Origin of the sequence: Vibrio satsumensis (genome assembly GCF_050337435.1) — a bacterium.
GTDB lineage: Bacteria > Pseudomonadota > Gammaproteobacteria > Enterobacterales > Vibrionaceae > Vibrio > Vibrio satsumensis.
This window is the reverse complement of sequence record NZ_JAKJSX010000010.1, coordinates 1-21,167: the sequence shown is the minus strand read 5'-3', so window position 1 is coordinate 21,167 and position 21,167 is coordinate 1. Positions and strand designations below refer to the sequence as shown.

17 protein-coding genes are annotated in these 21,167 nt (G+C 45.2%); 7 read left to right on the top strand and 10 right to left on the bottom strand.

Annotated features, from left to right (window positions below; all coding sequences use genetic code 11):
- Positions 1–9: 9 nt before the first annotated feature.
- The 6 genes from ygjJ to ebgR form a co-directional block, all read right to left on the bottom strand.
- Positions 10–1,074, bottom strand: a complete 1,065-nt coding sequence (gene ygjJ / locus L4C44_RS13750; RefSeq protein WP_428805249.1) for a protein YgjJ — start codon at positions 1,072–1,074, stop codon at positions 10–12.
- A gap of 406 nt (positions 1,075–1,480) precedes the next feature.
- Positions 1,481–2,914: an amino acid permease gene (locus L4C44_RS13745; protein ID WP_086715307.1), complete on the bottom strand. Its 1,434-nt coding sequence runs from the start codon at positions 2,912–2,914 to the stop codon at positions 1,481–1,483.
- Between the two features lie 574 nt (positions 2,915–3,488).
- Positions 3,489–4,913 (bottom strand): amino acid permease, encoded by a 1,425-nt coding sequence (locus tag L4C44_RS13740; RefSeq protein ID WP_146492049.1) that lies wholly within the window; start codon positions 4,911–4,913, stop codon positions 3,489–3,491.
- A 180-nt stretch (positions 4,914–5,093) separates the two neighbouring features.
- Positions 5,094–5,546, bottom strand: coding sequence for a beta-galactosidase subunit beta (locus tag L4C44_RS13735; protein ID WP_215404298.1), 453 nt, complete (start codon positions 5,544–5,546; stop codon positions 5,094–5,096).
- A gap of 3 nt (positions 5,547–5,549) precedes the next feature.
- Positions 5,550–8,666 (bottom strand): beta-galactosidase subunit alpha, encoded by a 3,117-nt coding sequence (gene ebgA / locus L4C44_RS13730; protein ID WP_428805248.1) that lies wholly within the window; start codon positions 8,664–8,666, stop codon positions 5,550–5,552.
- Between the two features lie 324 nt (positions 8,667–8,990).
- Positions 8,991–9,974 carry a transcriptional regulator EbgR gene (gene ebgR, locus L4C44_RS13725; protein ID WP_428805247.1) on the bottom strand — a complete coding sequence of 328 codons (984 nt, stop codon included), beginning with the start codon at positions 9,972–9,974 and terminating at the stop codon, positions 8,991–8,993.
- 393 nt (positions 9,975–10,367) lie between these two features.
- Between ebgR and galE the strand changes: the two genes are divergently transcribed.
- The 4 genes from galE (at position 10,368) to galM (ending at position 15,246) form a co-directional block, all read left to right on the top strand.
- Entirely contained in the window at positions 10,368–11,378 is a 1,011-nt protein-coding gene (gene galE, locus L4C44_RS13720; protein WP_332411495.1) for a UDP-glucose 4-epimerase GalE, read from the top strand.
- Between the two features lie 228 nt (positions 11,379–11,606).
- Positions 11,607–12,659 carry a UDP-glucose--hexose-1-phosphate uridylyltransferase gene (locus tag L4C44_RS13715; RefSeq protein ID WP_215404304.1) on the top strand — a complete coding sequence of 351 codons (1,053 nt, stop codon included), beginning with the start codon at positions 11,607–11,609 and terminating at the stop codon, positions 12,657–12,659.
- Positions 12,660–12,893: 234 nt separating this feature from the next.
- On the top strand, positions 12,894–14,054 hold the full coding sequence (gene galK / locus L4C44_RS13710) for a galactokinase (protein WP_048612261.1): 1,161 nt from the start codon (positions 12,894–12,896) through the stop codon (positions 14,052–14,054).
- A 112-nt stretch (positions 14,055–14,166) separates the two neighbouring features.
- Positions 14,167–15,246 carry a galactose-1-epimerase gene (gene galM / locus L4C44_RS13705; RefSeq protein ID WP_428805246.1) on the top strand — a complete coding sequence of 360 codons (1,080 nt, stop codon included), beginning with the start codon at positions 14,167–14,169 and terminating at the stop codon, positions 15,244–15,246.
- Between the two features lie 218 nt (positions 15,247–15,464).
- Here galM and L4C44_RS13700 read toward each other — a convergent pair whose 3' ends face one another.
- A complete protein-coding gene (locus L4C44_RS13700; RefSeq protein ID WP_428805245.1) occupies positions 15,465–16,463 on the bottom strand; it encodes a substrate-binding domain-containing protein in 999 nt (332 codons plus the stop codon).
- A gap of 197 nt (positions 16,464–16,660) precedes the next feature.
- Between L4C44_RS13700 and L4C44_RS13695 the strand changes: the two genes are divergently transcribed.
- On the top strand, positions 16,661–16,993 hold the full coding sequence (locus tag L4C44_RS13695) for a tRNA-binding protein (protein ID WP_017060796.1): 333 nt from the start codon (positions 16,661–16,663) through the stop codon (positions 16,991–16,993).
- A 46-nt stretch (positions 16,994–17,039) separates the two neighbouring features.
- On the opposite strand, the gene L4C44_RS13690 is transcribed toward L4C44_RS13695, so the two are convergent.
- Positions 17,040–17,594, bottom strand: a complete 555-nt coding sequence (locus L4C44_RS13690) for a gamma-glutamylcyclotransferase family protein (protein WP_428805244.1) — start codon at positions 17,592–17,594, stop codon at positions 17,040–17,042.
- Positions 17,595–17,882: 288 nt separating this feature from the next.
- Here L4C44_RS13690 and L4C44_RS13685 point away from each other — a divergent pair, with 288 nt between their 5' ends.
- Positions 17,883–19,067, top strand: a complete 1,185-nt coding sequence (locus tag L4C44_RS13685; protein WP_285954288.1) for an NnrS family protein — start codon at positions 17,883–17,885, stop codon at positions 19,065–19,067.
- Positions 19,068–19,142: 75 nt separating this feature from the next.
- Here the strand turns inward: L4C44_RS13685 and L4C44_RS13680 are convergent, their stop codons facing one another.
- A complete protein-coding gene (locus L4C44_RS13680) occupies positions 19,143–20,153 on the bottom strand; it encodes an adenosine deaminase (RefSeq protein ID WP_428805243.1) in 1,011 nt (336 codons plus the stop codon).
- A gap of 349 nt (positions 20,154–20,502) precedes the next feature.
- On the opposite strand from L4C44_RS13680, the gene L4C44_RS13675 reads away from it, so the two are divergent.
- A complete protein-coding gene (locus L4C44_RS13675) occupies positions 20,503–20,820 on the top strand; it encodes a DUF3622 domain-containing protein (protein ID WP_017056240.1) in 318 nt (105 codons plus the stop codon).
- Positions 20,821–20,902: 82 nt separating this feature from the next.
- On the opposite strand, the gene L4C44_RS13670 is transcribed toward L4C44_RS13675, so the two are convergent.
- Positions 20,903–21,167 (bottom strand): integrase core domain-containing protein (locus L4C44_RS13670; RefSeq protein ID WP_428804342.1); only part of this gene is annotated, 265 nt, incomplete at its 5' end.

Below are 21,167 nucleotides of genomic sequence, written 5' to 3'. Positions count from 1 at the left end.
TTCCTGTTATTACCAGTAGAAGTATTGCATTGCGAACACTTGCGCGTCGCCGATTTCAGTATCGCTGCCTACGCCAAAGCGGCTATCGAAGGCAGTCGCAAATGCGCCGTTGCCGTATTCGTACCAAACGCCAGCATTGATGTAAGAGGTGATTTCTTTTTCACCGTTGTCGCCGTCGAAGTTTGCGTAGTTGTAGGCTGCTGATAGGTATACGCCTTGTGCTGCCTCGTACCATGCACTGGTTTGAATGCCAGACTCACTACCGAAAGACTCTTGGTTACCCTTGTCTGTATCGTGCCAAACACGTGCAGCAACATTTTTGTATTCAGCACCCAATAGAAATAGCTCTCCGCCATCGTTATTACGGACTTCACCGCCACCCATTAATGTTAGGTCATCAGTGAGGTCATATTGTAAGTAACCATTGACCATGGCGTTCTTGTCTTTCCATTGGTCTGCAAAGCTATCGTATTTACCGAAATGGATAAGAGCGTCATCTTCAGAGAAGTCAGACTCAGGAGCGAAAGAAACGCTGTAGCGAAGCTTGCCTTCTAAGTTTTGAATTTTGACCCCTACGTTTACATCGCGAGTGTTAGAGATTGCATAACCGTATTCGACGGTTGCATCGCCCCACCATTGAACGTCATCCAGTGAAGAGTCCATACGACCAACAATAAACTCTGTTTTGTTATCTGTGCGGTAGCCAGCGTAGAAGCGGTTAAAACCACCTTCAAAGCCACCCCAACCATGACCCGTTGCCCATGCATTGCCTTCATCGTCGGCTTGTACTGTCCAACCTTCCATATATGCAAGACCAAACCAGTTGCCATGCTCGATAGCGAGACCTACTTCGATGTATGTACCGTCCGCGTAGCGACCCTTGTCATCACCTTCTAATGCAACGTGACCACCTAGACCAAGCTCACCATAAAAGTTAAATAGAGTTTGTGAGGCAGCTTCAGGGGGCTGAGTGTCACTATGATTTGCCGCTGATTCTTCAGCGTTTGCATTAGCAGTTAAGGCAGCAAGAATACAACTTGTAATAAGAGTGTTTTTAGTAAAACTAAATTTCATTTTATTCACTTCTATGTCGGGTTAATAAATGAAGGCTCGTAGGCAGTCTTGACTTATAATATGGGGTGCTCTTAAGGCGTATTGGTCAGGTTACTTACGATCGCAAAACCGATATTAATGATAATTTTGATGTTTAAAATTAATTAGGGTCAAAAGTGTGATCTATTTTTAGTAAATGTTTACCTTGTTTTCGTTTTGACTTTAAGTTGAATTTGCAGAGGCATGGTTGGGGTTGCAGGTATTCAGGTTGTGAATCATTTTATGGGTGGTTAGATTGCTGACTCGAATATCTTCTTTCTTGAATGGCTTTGGTGAAAATGGGGGATTGAGTGGAAATGTACCCACAAATAAAAAGGCACTCGCCAAATGGGAGTGCCTTAAGTTTCAATCAGAATGTGGGGTCAAACTAAGCATTCGCCGCTTCAGGTTTTGCTTCTAGTTTCTTCTCTTCTGGAGATAAGCTTTTCTCGTATTGACCGTACTTCCACCATGCGTAGCCAAGGAAGATCACAATCCCGCCCACGTTGTAGAAGATGATGGTCATGATGTCTGCGCCCGTTGGGAAGGTTGATGCAAAGAAACCAACCGTAAAGATAGCGATAAGAATCGACACTGCGGTGATACCTACTCGGCGAGAACCCATACGGAAGTCACGAGGTAGATGGTCAAGTTTTACACGTAGGTGCAGGTAAGCAATCATGATGAACAGTGGTGGCAACATAGAGGCTGCGGCTGTCATATTGATGATGGTGCTCATTAAGTCTTGTACTGTGTCCGACGCCAGTGTTGGGATGAACATCAGTGGAATTACGATGAAGAACTGAACCCAAGCCGCACGCTCTGGAACGCCTTGTTTGTTAAGTGCGACGGTTTTCTCGCCGAAGATGCCTTTAGGGATTTCAGAGAAGAAAATCTTAACTGGTGTTGCTGTCCACATCAGTAGAGAACCCAGCATAGCTGTGAATGAAACCACACCAACGAAACGGTTCATCAAGATTTCAGACAGTCCAAAGTGTCTTGCTAGACCTTCAAAAACTTGAACTGAGCCGCCAGTAAATTTAAGTTCTTCACGAGCAACAAATACGTTTGCTAACACAGATCCTACCGAGTAAAGCGCACCAATGAAGATACCCGCGATGATGATAACTTTAACAAAAGATTTGTGACCGCCTTTGATGTCGTTAACGTAAACCGCTACCGATTCTGCACCGCCTGCCGCCATGAAGATCCAAGTGATTACACCAAGGAACGCCCAGTTAAAACTTGGTGTCATGGCTTCGATGGTGATTGGGTCTGCTGGCTCGATACCGCCTACCAAAGCACCACCAGATAGCAAGATGTAAGACATTGTTAGTAGCAGCATCAGTGATGATGTTAGTGATGTGATAGGGCCCAGTAATTTCGCACCGTTGTTAGAAATATGAGTCGCGACCGCAAACAAAATGGTACTTAGAATTGCGGTGGTCATTGGCGTGAATATGTATTCAAAACCTAAGAACGCATACGACGCATAAGCGATGATTCTAGGTAGCAGAGAGGTGAAGAAGAACAGGTTAACAAACCAGTATGTGTAAGCCGATATAAACGCCCAGCGGCCGCCTAGCGAGCTTTTAACCCAAGAATAAACACCCGCTTCAGAGTCTTTATTCAGTGACACAAACTCTGCAACGATCAAACAAAATGGCACAAAGTAAAAGATGGTTGCTAGAAAGAACATCGGAGCCGAAGAAAGGCCGATCTCGATGTTGTTATTAATGATGTTATTGAAGCTATATACCGCCGCGAAGGTCATAGACAGTAGGGCAAATTTGCCTATCGTACTGCGTTTATTTTCGGACATGATGTTCTCCGGTGAATCACGTTGATGATCGTTATAACTTGGTCCTAGAGAGGGAAGCTCTAGACCGCACTTTTATTGTTATGTTGGTTTGGCAAACACCCGCTTTGTTTTGTCAGGGTTGGCTCATTGTTGTTTTTATAGATTTACGATCGGACTTCTTTGGGCTTTTTCTCTCTGGCGTTTCAGTAAAGTTATTACCAAAACAAAGAATTAAAGATTAAGGCGTCCATTGAAGAGATTGCTTGTTTCATAATCGACGATTTATAAGGCTTGTAGGGGCTTTGTGTCGCTTTTTTTATATTAATTAGTTTGTCTCTTCAGCAAGAAGATTAAAGATTAAGCGGCGGGAAGTTAATCGAAATTGATCAAATATGTGACCTTGGGTAAATAAATTTAGTTAATGTTTTACCTTTGTTTTTATTCGAGTTTTATTACCTATTCATTGGTGTTTTTCGTGAACTGAAATCTTGACGGAATGCCGTTTTTATTTCTTTGGTTTGTTATTTAATTATCTGATTTAAAACAAAAAAAGCGCCTTGCTAGGCGCTTTAAAAGTTGGGGGTAATGCAGAGTGCTACGATTGCTTAGCTGTTGCTAGCTTTGCCTCTTTACCAGCTTGCTTCTTTTCAAAGCGAGAGATCCACCACCATGCAATACCAGAGAATACCGCTGTCATGAATACGTTGATGAAGAAGGCTTGAACAAGGTCAACACCAGTCGGGAATGCCGATGCTGTCATGCTCACAACGAAGATACCAATAAGTACCGATACAACAGCCATACCTTGAACTCGAGTACCCATACGGAAATCACGTGGTGTGTCGTCGTGTTTCAAGCGGAACACAAAGTAAGCCACCATGATGAAGATTGGCGGTAACATTGCGGTACCTGCTGTTAGGTTGATTGCTGTGTTCATCATGTCTTGTACTGATTCAGAGCCGAAGCCGTTAACCACAAGCATCACGAATACAAACGCGAACTGCCACCAAGCAGCACGTACTGGCACGCCGTGTTCGTTAAGCTCTGTTGTCTTCTCGCCGTAAACACCTTTAGGAATTTCAGAGAAGTGAATTTTTACTGGAGCTGCTGTCCACATCATCATCGAACCGAACATAGCAACGAATAGGATAATACCGACGAAGCGACCCGTTAGAGATTGTGAAATGTCGAAGTAGTTTGCCATACCTGTGAAGATTTCAACCATGCCGCCAGCGTAGGTCAATTCATCACGAGCAACGAATACGTTTACTAGAAGAGAGCCAACTGCGTACATTGCGCCGATTGCGATACCCGCACCAATGATAACCTTGATGAAAGACTTGTGACCGCCCTTAACATCGTTTAGGTAAGCGGCTGCGGTTTCTGCACCACCGGCTGCTTGGAAGATCCAACACATGATACCTAGCGTTGCCCAGTTGATGGTCGGTGTCATTGCTTCAAGCGTGATTGGTTCTACTGGTTCATGGTTGCCGCCGAGTGCCATTAGTGCACCGATAACGTAGATTGCAAATAGAGCGAATACACCGTATGCCACGATCTCGGCAATTTTACCTAACCAGCTCGCGCCTTTGGTTGAGATGTGTGTCGCTGCTGCAAACAGAGCAATCGAGATGGCCGATGTCACGACTGGCGAGAAGGCGTATTCATAGCCCAACATCGCGTAAGACGCATATGCAATTACGTTTGGTAGTAGAGATACAAACCAGAAAAGGTTTACGAACCAATATAGGAACGAACCTAGGTAGGCAGCTTTTGAGCCTAGCGGTTTTTTAAGCCAGTCATACATGCCTGACTCAGAGTTTTTATTTGCGGATACGAATTCAGCAATGATGAACACGAATGGAATAAAGTAAATAAGGGTAGCGAGCAAAAAGATAGGGGCTGAACTCAATCCCAATTCGATGTTGTTGTTTACAATGTTGCGAACGTTAAATACCGCTGCAAATGTCATGGAGAGTAGGGCAAATTTGCCTAACTTACCGCGTACAGATTCAGACATAGTGTCCTCCAAGGGTCACGTAATTATAGTCGTTATATCTTTAAGCTTCCTTGTAGGGAAGAAGCATAAAGGCGTTTGCAGTGTGACTGAGTCTTGAACGGCAAGCCTCGGTCACACTGTGAATAGATCTTGTTGTTGCTACTTTCAGCTGTTTGGCTTCGGTAGCTTGTTTTCGGCTACTTACTTATTAAGGAAGTAACCGTCTTCAATGGTTACTTTCAGCACTACTTTGCGAACTCGGTTATCACCGTGAAAGCGGTAAGCTTTGCTGTTATCAAAGATCGCAACTTGACCTTCAACCAATTCGCGAGTCTCACCGTTACCCAGTAGGTGTTCACGGTCGGTTTCATCGCTGTAAGCTTGGGTTTGTTCAAGTTGAGACTTAGCTGCAAACTCAACGGTTTCACGACCTTCCAAGTAGTAATGAACATCGAAATAACGTCGGTTTCCGGTGAAGTTTTCTGTGTTACGAGCCACGCCGTCTTCAATCATGTAAGCCAGTGAGTCACCAATGGAATACATCACGCCATCTTTGATGTTGCCGATGTTTTCAATCGCTTCTACGCAGCGCTGCCATTTACGACCGTCGCGGTAAACGACTTTAAATTGCTCTAGGTTGTCTAAAACGATCATCGTTTATGCCTCGTTCTGTTGTGGTTGAGTTGTTGGCGTATTCGCCGTGAAGAACTCGTCACCAAAGTTATGATTGATAAGTGCTTGTGCATTACAGTCACCTGCTTGGAATGGCACTAGCGTTAGACCGTAGCGGAACTCATCCATGTATACGCGGTAAGAATCCAACACTTCACTACCCCAAGAGTTTGAGCCTAAGCCCATCACTTGGTGGTCTAGATTTAGCGTGATGTAGCCACTCTTCTCTAGTTCAATCGTGTGTTGTGCTTGATGCAGGTTTTGGTTGGTGTAGAACCATGCGCTGAAGTTGATTTCTTGCTGTGGTTTTACCGCAATACCATTACCCGCGCGGCTTGAAAGCGCAGCCCAACGAACATGCTGGCGGTTGCCGTTGTTTTGCGGGAAGGGATAGTTCTCGAACATGTCTGCAACCGTTGATTGGTACACATCAATCATGTTGGCTTGCTTGCTGTCTTGGTAGTTCTCTTCAGGGCCGCGGCCGTAGTATTGAACCTGGTCAAAGTCGCCATTAATGCCCATATCGAAACCAATGACTGGAATCACGTGTGGGTAATCACCGTATCGTTCACCGCTCAGTTCAACGTTTAGTTGACCTTCAGCACTGATTTGGTAGCGATATTCACAACGCATGCCGAAATCAAATACTGGTGGAGCAATGATGCTAGTGGTGGTGACTTCTACCTTGCCATTGACCTGTTCAACGTTAAGTGTGCGGAAGTGCTCCTGCATGATCTGTAGGTGTGCTGGCTCCCAGTAACCATCGTGCTCTTGCTTATGGTTATCGATCATTGGCTTGAAGAAGTTGAGTCTTGGTTCTGACTTAATTAGCTCTTCGCCATTCACTAACCATGACGTCAGCTTGCCGTTCACTTTCGAGAAGTTCAGTGCAAAGTTGTGGCCTTTGATTAGGTAAGCGAGGCGAGACTCTTCAACATTCAGTGCCGTTGCATTGTTGTTGGTGAAGGCTTCTAGTTGCGCCGTGTTCTCTTTTACTTGGAATTGGTAAACCGCGATATCGTGGTTCGCTTCGCTGTAGGGCGTGCGAGAATCCTTGCGAACAGTAAAGTTCACAAACACTTCGCGCTCATCAAGCTGTGGCAAGTTAAGTGTTAGTTCACGGCTAGAGTTTTCTGCAAGCTCTTCAACCTTGATGTGTTGCACAGCAATGGTTTCACCTTCAGCGCGAATTTCTGCAGTGATGGTGTAGTCATCAATGTTTGAGAACCACAGTTTGTTATCAACGGTGAAGGTGCCAGTTTTCGCATCGAAATCGCGAAGCTTCACTGGGGCAATCACTTGCTTGTACTCTTTCAAACCTGGGCCAGGTGTTTGGTCTGGGTAGATCAAACCGTCCATGCAGAAGTTGTAGTTGTTCGGGTAGTCACCGTAGTCACCACCGTACTTGTAGAACTCTGTACCTGCTTCATCACGTGCGAGAATGCCGTGGTCACACCATTCCCAAACATAGTGACCTTGAATCGAATCGTGCTTGTAGAACACGTTCTGGTACTCGGTTAAACCGCCCGGGCCGTTACCCATTGCGTGTGCGTATTCACAGATGATGCGTGGTTTTTCGTGAGGGAATTCACCGAAGGCATTCATCAATTGAGCACGTGAGTACATGGTTGAAATGATGTCTACCACCTCAGCATCACGGTCTTCTTCATAGTGAACCAGACGTGTGTCATCAATCGCTTTAGCTGCATCGTACATAGAACGAATGTTGCAACCGTAGCCAGATTCGTTACCTAAAGACCACATGATGATAGAAGGGTGGTTCTTTTGAGCGTGGATATGACGTTCGATACGTTCAACAAACACCGCTTCCCATGCCGCATCGTTAGTGATGCGGCTTAGGTCGCCAACGTTAGCAAAGCCGTGTGTTTCGACATCGGTTTCGCCCATCACGAATAGACCGTAGATATCACATAGCTCGTAGAAGCGCGGGTCGTTCGGGTAGTGCGCAGTGCGTACTGAGTTGATGTTGTGTTGTTTCATCAACACTAAGTCTTTCTCAACGCGATCCATGCCAACCGCACGGCCTTTTAGATGATCGTTATCGTGACGGTTTACGCCATGCAGCATCACGTATTTGTTGTTGATGTAAAACAGACCATCGCGAACTTTAATATCACGGAAACCAACACGTTGTGGAATCACTTCTAGCACTTTGCCATCGGCGTCTTTTAGCGTCAGCAATAGTTGGTAAAGGTATGGGGTTTCAGCGTTCCATTGAACAGGGTTCACTACATCGATAGAGAATTGAGTATTCGCATTGCCGCCAGTCTGTTGGTTAGGAACAGTTAGGTTATCTACTGAGCCTTGCGAGATAACTTGGCTGCCATCAAGCAATGCGTACTCAAGGTTTGCGTTCGCCGCTGCGGCTAGGTTTTCTAATACAACGTTGCACGATAGGGTAGCGCTTTGGTAAGCATCATCGAAGTCAGTGCGAACCGTTAGATCTTGAACGTGCAGTTGCTCTTTACCGACAAGGTAAACATCACGGAAGATACCGCCTGTCCACCACATGTCTTGGTCTTCAATGTAAGTGGAATCGGCCCACTGCATCACGCGGATAGACAGTAGGTTGTTGCCTGCTTTTACGTGGCTAGAGATATCGAATTCAGCCGTTAGGCGACTGCCTTTGCTGAAGCCAACATATTCGCCGTTTACGTAAACTTCGAAGTAAGTTTCAACGCCATCAAATTTGATGATGGTTTGTTTCTCGTCCCAGCTTTCGCCAAGGAAGAAAGAGCGTTGGTAAGCGCCTGTTGGGTTGTCTGATGGTACGAAAGGTACATCAATTGGGAATGGGAAACCTTCATCTGTGTATTGAAGATCGCCGTGGCCTTCCATTTGCCACATGTTTGGAACCGTGATGTTGCCCCAGTCGCTCATTTCCTGAGAATAAAACTCTTCAGGAACCAATAGCGGGTTGGTGAAATAGCTGAAACTCCATTGGCCACTCAATAGTTGGAAATGGCTGCTAAGTTCACGCTGAAACGTTTTTGCATTTTTTTCTGATGCGTACGAGAAGAAGTATGCACGCGGTGCCATACGGTTCTCATGTAAGTTCAGGAAGTTTTCCCAGTTGTTCACGTTGCCTCTCTCTCGGTCTGAATGCAGTTTGCTGACCGACGTTCTTATGCGTAATTGGGTCGTAGTGAATACGAGTATTTTTGGACTGAGGTAATTATTAGTAAAACTTTTACTAAATGAAATTAGTGAAAACGTTTTACTTTAACTCCATCACGTTTTTTAAGGTCTTTTTACGGTGCTGTGTGATCCACTTAAAAGAATGCTATTAGCTGATTTATGAAGCAGGTTAAACTGGGGAATATGTGTACATTGATGTATCTGATAGGCACAAAAAAGGCCACCTTTAGTAAAGGTGGCCTTAATGTATTTATTTGATATTACTGACTATTTTGTTGTATCGCGCAGCTTGAGTTTGCTTGGTACATAGACGCGTAATGGGATAGTGCGACCGTCGCGTACTTTCTCGATCAGCAGGTTAACGCCTTGAATTCCCATGAGTTCAGAGTGAATACGAACAGTCGATAAAGATGGGAAGGTAAATTTAGCTGTTGGGATGTCGTTTACACTAATCAGCGCAATATCTTCAGGAATGTTTAATCCGTGCTCATGAACTGCTCGTAAAACGCCAATTGCGATGGAATCTGACGCAATAAACATGGCTTTAGGGTAGTCGCCAGTCGCGAGCATCTGTTTTGCAAGTTTGTAACCTGAAGAGCTAGAGAAGTCACCACGGTAGATGTCTTGCTCACTGACAACGTTCTTGAGGCTGCCATATTCAGCAAAGGCCACTTCACGAATATCAGGGGTGTCGACGTCGTCTTGTCCACCGATAAAGCCGATGCGCTCATAGCCTTGGTTGATAAAGAAGTTGGTGATCTCTTTGCTGATCAAAGCCAGGTCGATATCGACAGAGTCATAAGGTTCTGAGTGATCGGTAAAATCGACATAACAGATATTATCGCTCAGCTTTTTGGCTTGTTCGATAACCTCTGGTGTCATTCTTCCTACCAACAAAACACCTGTAATTGGCGCTGAGTTCATTTGTATTTTACTTTCATAACAGTTGGTTAGCTTAACCTCCATCTTTTCACATTGGGTTTCAATCCCGTGGCGAATCGATAGATAGTAAGGGTCGTTAACTTCCGCTTCTTGCTTGTAGTTATACAAGGCAAGGAAGTGATGGGTCTGCTTCTTACTGCTAACGGTTTTTCGTGAGCTGCTGGTTTTGTATTCCAACTTCTCTGCAATTTCAAAGATACGCCTTTTGGTCTCTTCCTTGACGCTTAATGTTGGATCTTCATTGAGAACCCTTGAAACTGTAGCCAATGATACATTCGCTTCAGTCGCGATATCTTTTAACGTTGCCATACTCACTTCCTGTTATTGGAACATTGCGCTGCTTTGAAATTGATGTTTAGTAAAAAAGCAATGCACCTCTTTATTCTACAGACCTATTGTAATCAAACTGGAAGTCATTGCATTAACTTTTAGTAAAATAAATGCTCAACTCATCTGTGATGTCTCAAATCTAACTATCTATAATTATCTTATTAAAATTCAATGGATTAGAGGTTAACGGTTATACATTTCATCTATGCCATGATCAGTATTAATGATTAAAGTGAGTGTAAACGTTTACACTTCGTGGTTTTGATCACAGAATTATAGTCAAAATGGCTGCTACTATTTCTGGCATACGGTGCTACTGAGCTGAATGTCAGTTCGAGTTAGCCCACGAATGACGACAAAGAGAGGTTGATTGTGAAAGTACTGGTTACGGGCGGCATGGGTTACATCGGAAGTCATACATGCATTCAAATGATACAGGCAGGTATGGATCCGATCATTGTTGATAACCTTTGCAACAGCAAAGAGCTAGTGCTGGAACGAATCGAATCGTTAACTGGCAAGCGCCCAACGTTTTATCTTGGCGACATTCGTGACCAATCTTTTCTAGATAGCGTGTTTTCGGAAAACGATATCCAAGCGGTGATTCACTTTGCTGGCCTGAAAGCGGTAGGGGAGTCGGTGGCTAAGCCTTTGGAGTACTACGATAACAACGTCAATGGTTCACTAGTGTTAGCTCGATGCATGAAGAAAGCGGGTGTGAAAAGCATCGTATTTAGCTCTTCGGCTACTGTTTATGGTGATCCAGAAGTTGTGCCAATTACTGAAACTTCACCAACTGGCGCGACCACCAACCCTTATGGTCGCAGCAAGTATATGGTGGAAGAGTGCTTAAGCGATCTATTCAACGCGGAGAACGATTGGAGCGTGACTTTATTGCGTTACTTCAACCCAGTAGGCGCACATCCATCGGGCACCATGGGTGAAGATCCACAAGGTATCCCAAATAATTTAATGCCGTTTATTGCTCAAGTAGCTGTTGGTCGTCGTGAAAAACTGGCTGTTTTTGGAAACGATTACCCAACAGTCGATGGCACAGGCGTTCGTGACTACATTCACGTGATGGATTTAGCGGATGGCCACGTAGCTGCATTGAAAGTGGTTGGCGAGAGGGCTGGCCTACATATTTACAACCTAGGTACGGGCAAAGGCTCAAGTGTACTTGAGATGGTTGAAGCCTTCGCACAGGCATCGGGTAAGCCTGTTCCTTATGAACTTTGCCCACGCCGCGCTGGTGACATTGCCGAATGTTGGGCAAGCACAGAAAAAGCGGAGCGCGAACTTGGCTGGAAGGCGACGCGTAGCGTGATGGAAATGACGGCGGATACGTGGAACTGGCAGTCGAATAACCCCAATGGTTACTAGCCTGGGTAATCGAAGTTGCCTAGCTGCAACTCCAATTTCTTTGGGGAATGCAGATGAAGAGAGATTCCAGATATCTCGTCCTCGATTCAGGAATGACGAATTTTAAAACTCCGATTTCTGAGCGTCATTCCCTACAGCGAGGAACGAGCGTAATAGGGAATCTCCTTGTAGAAGAATTATTCGTCTTGGTGAATTGACCAAGACACAAAAATTAAGAGCAATGTAAGTATGTCAAAAGTTGAATTTAACCCAGTAGACCATCCGCACCGTCGTTATAACCCATTAACGGGTCAGTGGATCTTAGTATCACCGCACCGAGCAAAACGCCCTTGGAGTGGGCAAGACGAAAAACCATCGACAGCGCAGCTTCCTGCGTACGAGAAAGAGTGTTTCTTGTGCCCAACCAATACGCGTATTTCGGGCGACGAAAATCCAGATTACGACGGCACTTATGTATTTAGTAACGATTTCGCGGCGTTGATGCCTGACTCGCCTGACGCTCCAGAGTCTGACAATCCTCTATTTAAGACTCAAGGTGTTCGAGGGCTGAGCCGCGTTATCTGCTTCTCGCCAGACCACAGCAAAACACTGCCGGAACTACCGGTGAACAAAATTCGTGGTGTGATTGATACCTGGAATGAGCAGATAGAAGAGTTAGGTAAAGAGTACCTATGGGTTCAAGCATTTGAAAACAAGGGCGAGACCATGGGCTGCTCTCAGCCTCACCCACACGGCCAAATTTGGGCGAACAGTTTTTTACCAAACGAGATTGAACGTAAAGAAAAGCTTCTAAAAGAATATTTCGAGCAACAGGGCTCAAACCTATTAGTGGATTACGTTGAAGCTGAAATGAAAGACGGCTCTCGCACTGTGGTTGAAACGGAACATTGGATTGCCGTAGTGCCTTACTGGGCAGCGTGGCCATTCGAAACTATGTTGCTGCCAAAAACGCACATTCGCCGTATGAGTGAACTGACTGACGAGCAGCGTGATGACTTGGCACTGGCGATCAAGAAGTTGACGAGCCGTTACGACAACTTGTTCCAGTGTTCATTCCCTTACTCAATGGGTTGGCACTATGCGCCGTTCTTTGAAGAAGGCACCGACATCGACCATTGGCAACTGCACGCGCTTTTCTACCCGCCGCTACTTCGCAGTGCATCAGTTCGTAAGTTCATGGTGGGCTACGAAATGCTGGCGGAATCGCAACGCGATTTAACCGCAGAACAAGCGGCACAGCGTCTTCGCGACTTGAGTGATGTGCATTACAAAGAGCAGTAATACGCTGCTTAGTAAATAACAAGCAAGATTCCCGATATCTCGTCCCTCGATTCTGGAATGACGACAGATGAGAAGCCCACAAGTGTAAGAGCTTAGAAGCTTAAAAGTTTAGTCGCAGATGTTGTCATTTCCTACCTGAGGTGCGAATGAGATAGGGAATCTAAAAGAATTAAAGTGGTGCCGTAAAAGGGGCCATAACCAATTGAACAAAGAGTTTAACCAGAGAGTTTACTTATGTCTGACCTAATCCAAAACGTGAAAGCATCTTTTGAGCAAGTCCTTGGTTACCAAGCGACTCATATTATCCAAGCACCAGGTCGTGTGAACCTGATCGGCGAGCACACCGACTACAACGATGGTTTTGTTCTACCGTGTGCCATTAACTACCAAACGGTAGTTGCAGCGGCTAAACGTGACGACAACATTGTACGAGTAGTATCAGTGGACTACGGTAATGCAGTAGATGAATTCGACCTAACTCAAGAGATCACATTCCAACAAGACAAGATGTGGGCTAACTACATTCGTGGTGTGGTGAAGTGCTTAAAAGGTCGCGGCTTTGAATTTACAGGTGCAGACATCTCTGTAACGGGTAACGTGCCTCAAGGTGCAGGTTTAAGTTCTTCTGCGGCACTGGAAGTGGTTATTGGTCAAACATTTAAGGTGCTTTATAACCTAGAGATCAGCCAAGCTGAAGTGGCGCTAAATGGTCAGCAAGCCGAAAACGAATTTGTGGGCTGTAACTGCGGCATCATGGACCAAATGATCTCGGCAGAAGGTCGCGCAAACCATGCGATGCTTTTGGATTGTCGTAGTCTAGAAACTCAAGCGGTTTCAATGCCAGAAGATATGGCTGTGGTTATCATCAACTCAAACAAGAAACGCGGCTTGGTCGACAGCGAATACAATACGCGTCGTGAGCAGTGTGAAGAAGCGGCGCGTATCTTTGGTGTTCCGGCACTTCGTGATGTGACCATTGAGCAGTTCAAAGCGAAAGAGTCTGAATTGGATGAAATGGTCGCGAAACGTGCTCGTCACGTGATTACTGAAAATGACCGTACTGTTGAAGCGGCTCAAGCTCTGCGCACTCATGATATGAAACGCATGGGTGAGTTGATGGCTGAATCGCATGCATCAATGCGTGATGATTTTGAAATCACGGTGAAAGAAATCGATACGCTGGTTGATATGGTCAAAGAAGTGATCGGTGAGCAAGGTGGCGTACGTATGACGGGCGGTGGTTTCGGTGGTTGTATTGTGGCATTGGTTCCACCTGCATTGGTTGATGAAATCAAAACAACCGTTGAGCAGAAATATCAGGCAGCGACGGGCCTAAAAGAATCGATTTATGTGTGCCAAGCGAAAGACGGCGCGGGCTTAGTTGAAGTAATCTAGCTGTTTCGAGACTTAATATAGAGCTTACCAACGAAAAAGATCATGGTAGGCCAAATACTAAAGCCTTTACCTCAACGTAGAGGCTTTTTACTGGCAGTAGAAGGAATTTAGAATGACACAAGCGCAGAACCTGCATCAATCCATGACAGAAACTGCAGCCTATGATGGCCAACCTGCTCAGCTTGTCACGCTGTCGAATGCACACGGCATGGAAGTGACATTCATGGATATTGGCGCAACGTGGTTGAGCTGTATCTTGCCAGTAAAAGGAAACAGACGAGAAGTGCTATTGGGTGTTAATTCAATGGATAACTTCGAGAAGCAAGCCAGTTATATGGGGGCCACAGTTGGCCGTTATGCTAACCGCATTGCTAATGGTCGTTTCAAAATTGATGGTCAGACTTACAAGCTGGAAACCAACCAAGCGGGCAATACCTTGCATGGTGGCCCGAACGGATTTGATAAACGCCGTTGGAATATTGCCGAGCAAACCGAAGCGTCAGTGGTGTTTACCCTAGAGTCTGCTAATGGCGACCAAGGATTCCCGGGGAATTTGAATGTGTCGGTGCGTTATGACATCACCGAAGACAATCGAGTTTCCATTAATTACTCTGCAACCACAGACAAGCCAACTGTGGTCAACCTAACGAATCATGCGTACTTCAATTTACTTGGCGCTGAAGCTGGACACGACTGTTTGTCACACATTGTCAGTATCAATGCTAATCAGTTCTTACCGACCAATTCTGTGGGTATTCCGTTAGGTAACCTTAAATCGGTGAAATCGACCAGCTTTGACTTCAATCAGCCTATGATGATCTCAGAGCGTTTGTTGGGCGATGAACAGCAGAAAGCAGCAAAGGGTTACGACCACTCTTTCTTATTGGCTGATGGCTGCAAACGCACTCAATGTGCCGCGACCGTAACCTCACCAGATGCGCTCGTCACACTAAAAGTATTTTCAACCAAACCTGCAATGCAGCTATACACCGGAAACTGGCTTGGTGGCACACCAAACCGAAGTGGTGGCAGCTATGAAGATTACGCTGGTTTGGCGCTAGAAACCCAGTTCTTACCTGACTCTCCTAACCACCCAGAGTGGAAGCAGGACAGTTGTATTCTCAAGCCTGAACAAGAATATAACTACAGTACCTGTTACCAGTTTGAATTTTCGGGGGATTCTTCAAACTAGTACGCTCTAGCTCAAAGCGGTTACGCCAATGTCTTTTGCTTGTGAATAGGACGATGTGAATTATCGCGTTGTTCTTGGGGGATGAGCAAAAGTGGCGCTCAACAAGAGTGCGGTTTATTAAGCGCGATTGTTGAGTATCTGAGTAAGGTAGGAAAGCCCTAACAGAAGCGATTCTGTTAGGGCTTTTTTTGTTTATTGCTTGATGAGTCGACCAGAACTTAGACTTTCTCTACCGAATTGCGGCGTACCAGAGTTGGAGAGAACATCATTGGTTCAGTAGAGGTGTTTTCACCTTTGGCTAAGTGCAACGCGAGTCGTGTCGCTTTCTCTGCCATCATCTGAATCGGGTAGCGAATAGTGGTGAGCTTTGGATGAACATAGCGGGCAATCAAGCCATCATCGAAGCCGATGATCGACATTTTGTCTGGCGCTTGAATACCGTTTTCATCAAGGACAGACAAAGCACCTGCTGCCATGTAATCGTTGTACGCCACAATACCTGTGATTGGCAGTGATTTAGTCAAAAGGTTAGTCATGGCGTATTCGCCACCGTCACTGGTGGGCGCTGAGTATTCAATATAGCTGTCAGAGAGCGCTATTTTGTAATCTGAGAGTGCCGCTAAGTAACCTTGGATACGCTCATCGGCATCTTCAATGTTATGCGATGAGGCGATACAGGCAATGTTCTGATGGCCATGGCGGATCAGATATTCCGTCGCAAGATACGCGCCTTTCTTGTTGTCCAAGAAAATACAACGGTTGGCAATCTCAGCAATATAACGGTTGATCAGCACTAAGCCTTTGACTTCTTTCGCATAGGCAATCAGTTCTTCGTCGGTCAGGCCTTTCGAGTGGATCACCAGGGCGTCGCAACGGCTGTTAATCAGCAACTCAATCGCTTGTCTCTCTTCTTCACGATCGTGTGAGCCATTACCGACAAGGATATGTTTTCCGTTCTCACGAGCGACATTATCGACAGCCTTAACCAGCGTGCCAAAAAAGGGATCGGAGATGTCACCGACCAATACACCAACAGTGTTCGTGCTTTGGCTTACCAGCGCTCGAGCATTGGCATTCGGGCGATAGCCGAGTTTAGACATCGCTTTAGTTACAGACTCTACCGAGCTTGTACTCGCCTTGGGAGACTTGTTGATCACTCGAGATACGGTTGCAACAGAAACACCAGCTTCCTTTGCTACATCTTTAATTGTTGCCATTTTTAACCTCTATACATTGCTGCATCTATTTAACACCGACAATGATAGTAAGGCAACGAAACTCTCATTTTACTTCCAGTAATGAGATCTTTACCGCTTGTAATTATTAGGCTTAATGCTAGTGTAAACATTTACATTTTACTTAATTTTAGTAAATGATTTAATGAGTGAAAACAAATCAATATAGGAAGTGAGAAATGGATACTGTCTCTTATGGTGACTTTGCTAAGTTAGAAATGCGTGTGGGTAAGATCATTGAGGTTGTTCGTCATGAAAACGCCGACAAGCTGTACATCGTGCAAGTGGATGTTGGTGACAAGACGCTACAAACGGTGACCAGCCTAGTTCCTTACTACACAGAAGAGGAGTTGATGGGTAAGCAAGTTGTTGTTTTGTGCAATCTAGCGAAGGCGAAGATGAGAGGCCACACTTCTGAGTGCATGTTGCTATGTGCAGAAACGGAAGATGAATCTGAAAGTGTATTGCTAACCCCTGAACGTGCGATGCCAGCAGGTATTCGTGTCGTTTAAGCTCGCTTTAGGTTGGTGAGCCTATGTGTTCACCAACCTAAATCAACTAGCTGCGTACAGTTAGTATCAAGCCATCAATCACACTGTGATGGTGATCGGAAACCCCAGCAAGGTTGCCGTATTTAGGCTGGTGGCGATCATTTTCTAATGGGTGATGCCAACCTTGTGTGTGTTTAACGAAGTGCGCCGCAAAGCTTTCAGACACCTCTAAACATCCTGCCAATACTGTATCGACATAGGTTTGAACGATAGGGCTGTTTTCGCAAGGAGCTTCAATCTCGTCTTTGATGTAAACCCAGATCGATTGATCCTGTTTGAACTCATCTTGGCTTTTTATCTGAGAGGCCTTTAATTCGATTCGGTGATAACCACGCTCACGGCGATCAAATTCAGCCAGTGCAATATCATCCACCTCAAGCAACACACCATTCACTTGTCCCTCGCCAAGATTGACGATCAAAGGTGATAACACATAGCTGTCATCGATCTTGCTCCAATGGCGAATTAAGCCATGAACAATCGCAGGGATCGCTTGCCCTGTCTGACCGGTAAGCTGGCGTGAAGATGAGTTGATTAAACTGCCATAACCAAAAATATACATCGCATTCCTTGTCTGAGTTGTTCCATTTAAGTCTAGTCTTACTATATGTGGCGAGATACCAAAAGTCAGTAAGTTTCTATTTATACATCTATATGTCTTTATGACTCTTTTGGTTGTGTTTTTTTGACTTGTTTATTGGCTATTGAATCTCGTGAGTCGCTGTTTTTACTGGTTTTATCTAATTGGCGCGTTTCATGCAATGTGATCTGCATATGGCATCGGATTTGATGCACACAAAATTTGGTTTAGGTAATACCTTGGCCGCTTATCTGAGAATTAGGAGCGAGTTTGTTAAATATCACAGATAAAAGTGTAGAAGACGCGATTCCAGCCTACCTGCGTTTAGGCTTTCGACCTTTCTTCTTTTTAGGCAGTCTCTATGCCGTGATTGCGATTGTAGCTTGGGTCATCATGTTCCAAAACGGTCAGCCTGAGGTTTTAAATGTTCCCGCATTGTGGTGGCACGTGCATGAGATGCTGTTTGGTTTTTCGATGGCGATTGTTGTCGGTTTTGTGCTCACTGCCGTGCAAACTTGGACGGGGGTCAATGGCACCAAACACTATCGATTAGCGGTGTTAGTTGGTTTGTGGTTGGCGCCTCGTATTCTGTTTTGGACACCGGCTCCGTTGTGGCTAATCTCTTCGATTGAAGCGCTGTTCTTAATCTTCGCGGCTTACGAGATCGGTTTCCGTGTCGTGAAGTCGAAAGGTTGGAAGAACCTATTCTTCGTACCGCTGTTTATATTGGCTATCGTGGCGAACTTTGCGAGCTACGCGACCATTAAAGGTATGCCTCCATTTCCTTCATCAGCGGTATGGCAAGCGATGTTGTGGTGGTTTACGTTATTGCTGTCTGTAATGGGCGGACGAGTGATTCCATTCTTTACCGCTCGTCGCTTCGACTTTGAGAAAGCGCAGCCATTGGTCTGGTTGGAATGGTTGGCAAACTTGCCTTTGGTTGGGCTGTTTGTTTTGAGCTTCTTCCCACTCACCTTTGCTCAGGTAGGTAATGAGCTAATGGTGTTTGCTGGCGTGACTCAGTTAGTTCGCTTTATCCGTTGGAAGCCTTGGACGACGTTATCTGAGCCTTTGGTGTGGTCACTGCACGCGGCTTACTTGTGTATCCCTTTAAGCTTGCTGTTACGCGGTTTATTAGACAACCCGTTTGCGAGCCATAATATGCTGCACTTGTTTGCGATTGGTGGCTTGAGCGGTTTGATTCTGGCGATGATTACGCGCGTGACAATGGGACACACTGGTCGTGCGATTTACAAAGGACCAAGCATGGCGCTAGCCTTTTCAGCGATATTTATTGCCGCGCTGGTTCGTAGCTTAGGTGTGATTTTCTTCCCTGCTTACTTGTTTGAGATGGTTAACATCAGCGCGGGTTTATGGACATTGGCGTTTGGTCTGTTTATCTGGAAATTCGGCATGATGCTGTTAACACCACGAGTAGATGGCCATCCGGGCTAATTTAATCTCAGCCTATTGATTAATAAAGGGAAGCGTTGAGCTTCCCTTTTTTGATCGAAATAAACTGTTATGAACTTATTGAGTATTCGCTACCAAGTATTGGCGTACCTGTGTCATGAGGTCTTCTTTGGCATGAGGGGAGATGAAACTGGCTTCGATGGCATTAATACTGAACTGGGCTAATTCTTGATGAGTGAGCGGGTGTGCATTGGCAACCGCTAGGAAGTTATCATTCATGTAGCCACCGAAGTAAGCGGGATCATCGGAATTGATGGTGACACAGAGTCCTTTTCTCAGCAGTTCAACAATGTTGTGTTGTTGCATGGTATCAAATACCTTGAGCTTGGTGTTCGACAACGGGCAGACCGTCAGTGGTGTGCGTTTAGCGATTAACTGTTCCATCAGCTCTTCATCTTCAACACAGCGAACACCATGATCAATTCGGGTAATGCCTAATAAGCTCAGTGCATCGATAATATTTTGTGCGGGGCCTTCTTCTCCTGCGTGTGCGACAGTTAGGAACCCTTGGTTGAGCGCTTCTTGGAAGACATGTTTAAACTTCTCAGGCGGATTGCCTTGCTCGGATGAATCTAGCCCAACGGCAATGATTTTGTCTTTGTAAGGTAAGGCCTGTTTGAGTGTCTCGAACGCGCTGTCTTCATCGAGATGACGCAGAAAACACATGATAAGTTGGCTGCTGATCCCGAGTTCCTGTGTGGCTTGCTCTAGTGCTTGGGTAATGCCACCTACAATCGTATCAAAACTGATGCCGCGTTCCGTGTGAGTCTGTGGGTCGAAGAATATCTCAGTGTGAACCACGTTATCTTGTTGGCATTTTAATAGATAAGCCCACGTCAGATCGTAGAAATCCTGCTGGTGGAGCAGCACGTTTGCGCCTTGATAATAGATGTCGAGAAAGGACTGAAGATTGTGGAATTGGTACGCGTCTCGTACTTGGTCTGGGTTTTCAAAGGGAATCGATACGTTATTACGCTTGGCGAGCTCGAACATCAGCTCTGGTTCTAATGTGCCTTCTATGTGTAAGTGCAGCTCAACCTTCGGTAAATTTTTGATGAAGCTATCCATAGCAACTCCTTAGCTATTTTAATTATGGGCGGAGTAGGTGAGATGTTTGTGCCTATCAATAGAAGTCTTAGGCGATTCATTTATCTCTGTTTGAGCATAGTTCATTTCATTGTGGTCGATAAAACAGTGCCGAAATTGGTGGTGAATAGAGGCGTGCCAAGGAATTGAAATGAGCCGCAAACGATTTGCAGCATAGGAGTGTGATCCGCTGCAAATATTTGCAGCAATATTCATTGATTTGTGCTCTAATACCGCGCTTACCAAGGGATGGTGTTAAAAGATGCTCACTTAGATGGAGTTATCAAAGTTGACCGATCCCTTAATGATCTCCCTTAGGAAAAAATAGAACATGTCTAAGAACAAAAAATTTGATATCCGCCTTACAGAAAAACGCAACGGTTGGTGTGCAGAGATTACTCGTCAAGTAACGTCTCGCAGCACAACAGTATCTAAGCGTGAGTCTGGTTTCGAAACTGAAGCTCTTGCACAAGAGTGGGCAGAGAAAGAGCTAGCATCTTTCATCGCAAACCAAGCTGAACGTAACGAGCGTAAATCAGAACAGCGTAAAGAGCGTGACGAACTACGTCACACTAAAGAGCTTAAAGCTGAGCAAGCACGTGAAGCACGCGCTAAAGCTCGTGCAGAAGAGCAAGAAGACGCTGAGTAATTCAGTGCATGATTAATTTATAGATCCCTTAATTTTAAGATAAGGGACTGACCCGTCCTGATATGGGTTGACACTTGATTGACTAAAACGCTCGATGTATTTCATCGGGCGTTTTGTATTTTAGAGCTGTGTGAGGCCTATATTCATTATAGATTTTTACTGATTCAGCGACCATTTTCTTTGCTTCATCTAAATCATTCGGTTTATTCAACAGATACTCCATCTTCAATATTCCGTTGATCCTCTCTGCCAACGCATTCTGATAACAGTCATAGCCATCAGTCATTGAGCAAGATACATCATACTGCCGATGCAACTCTTGGTATTCCACAGAGCAGTATTGAACA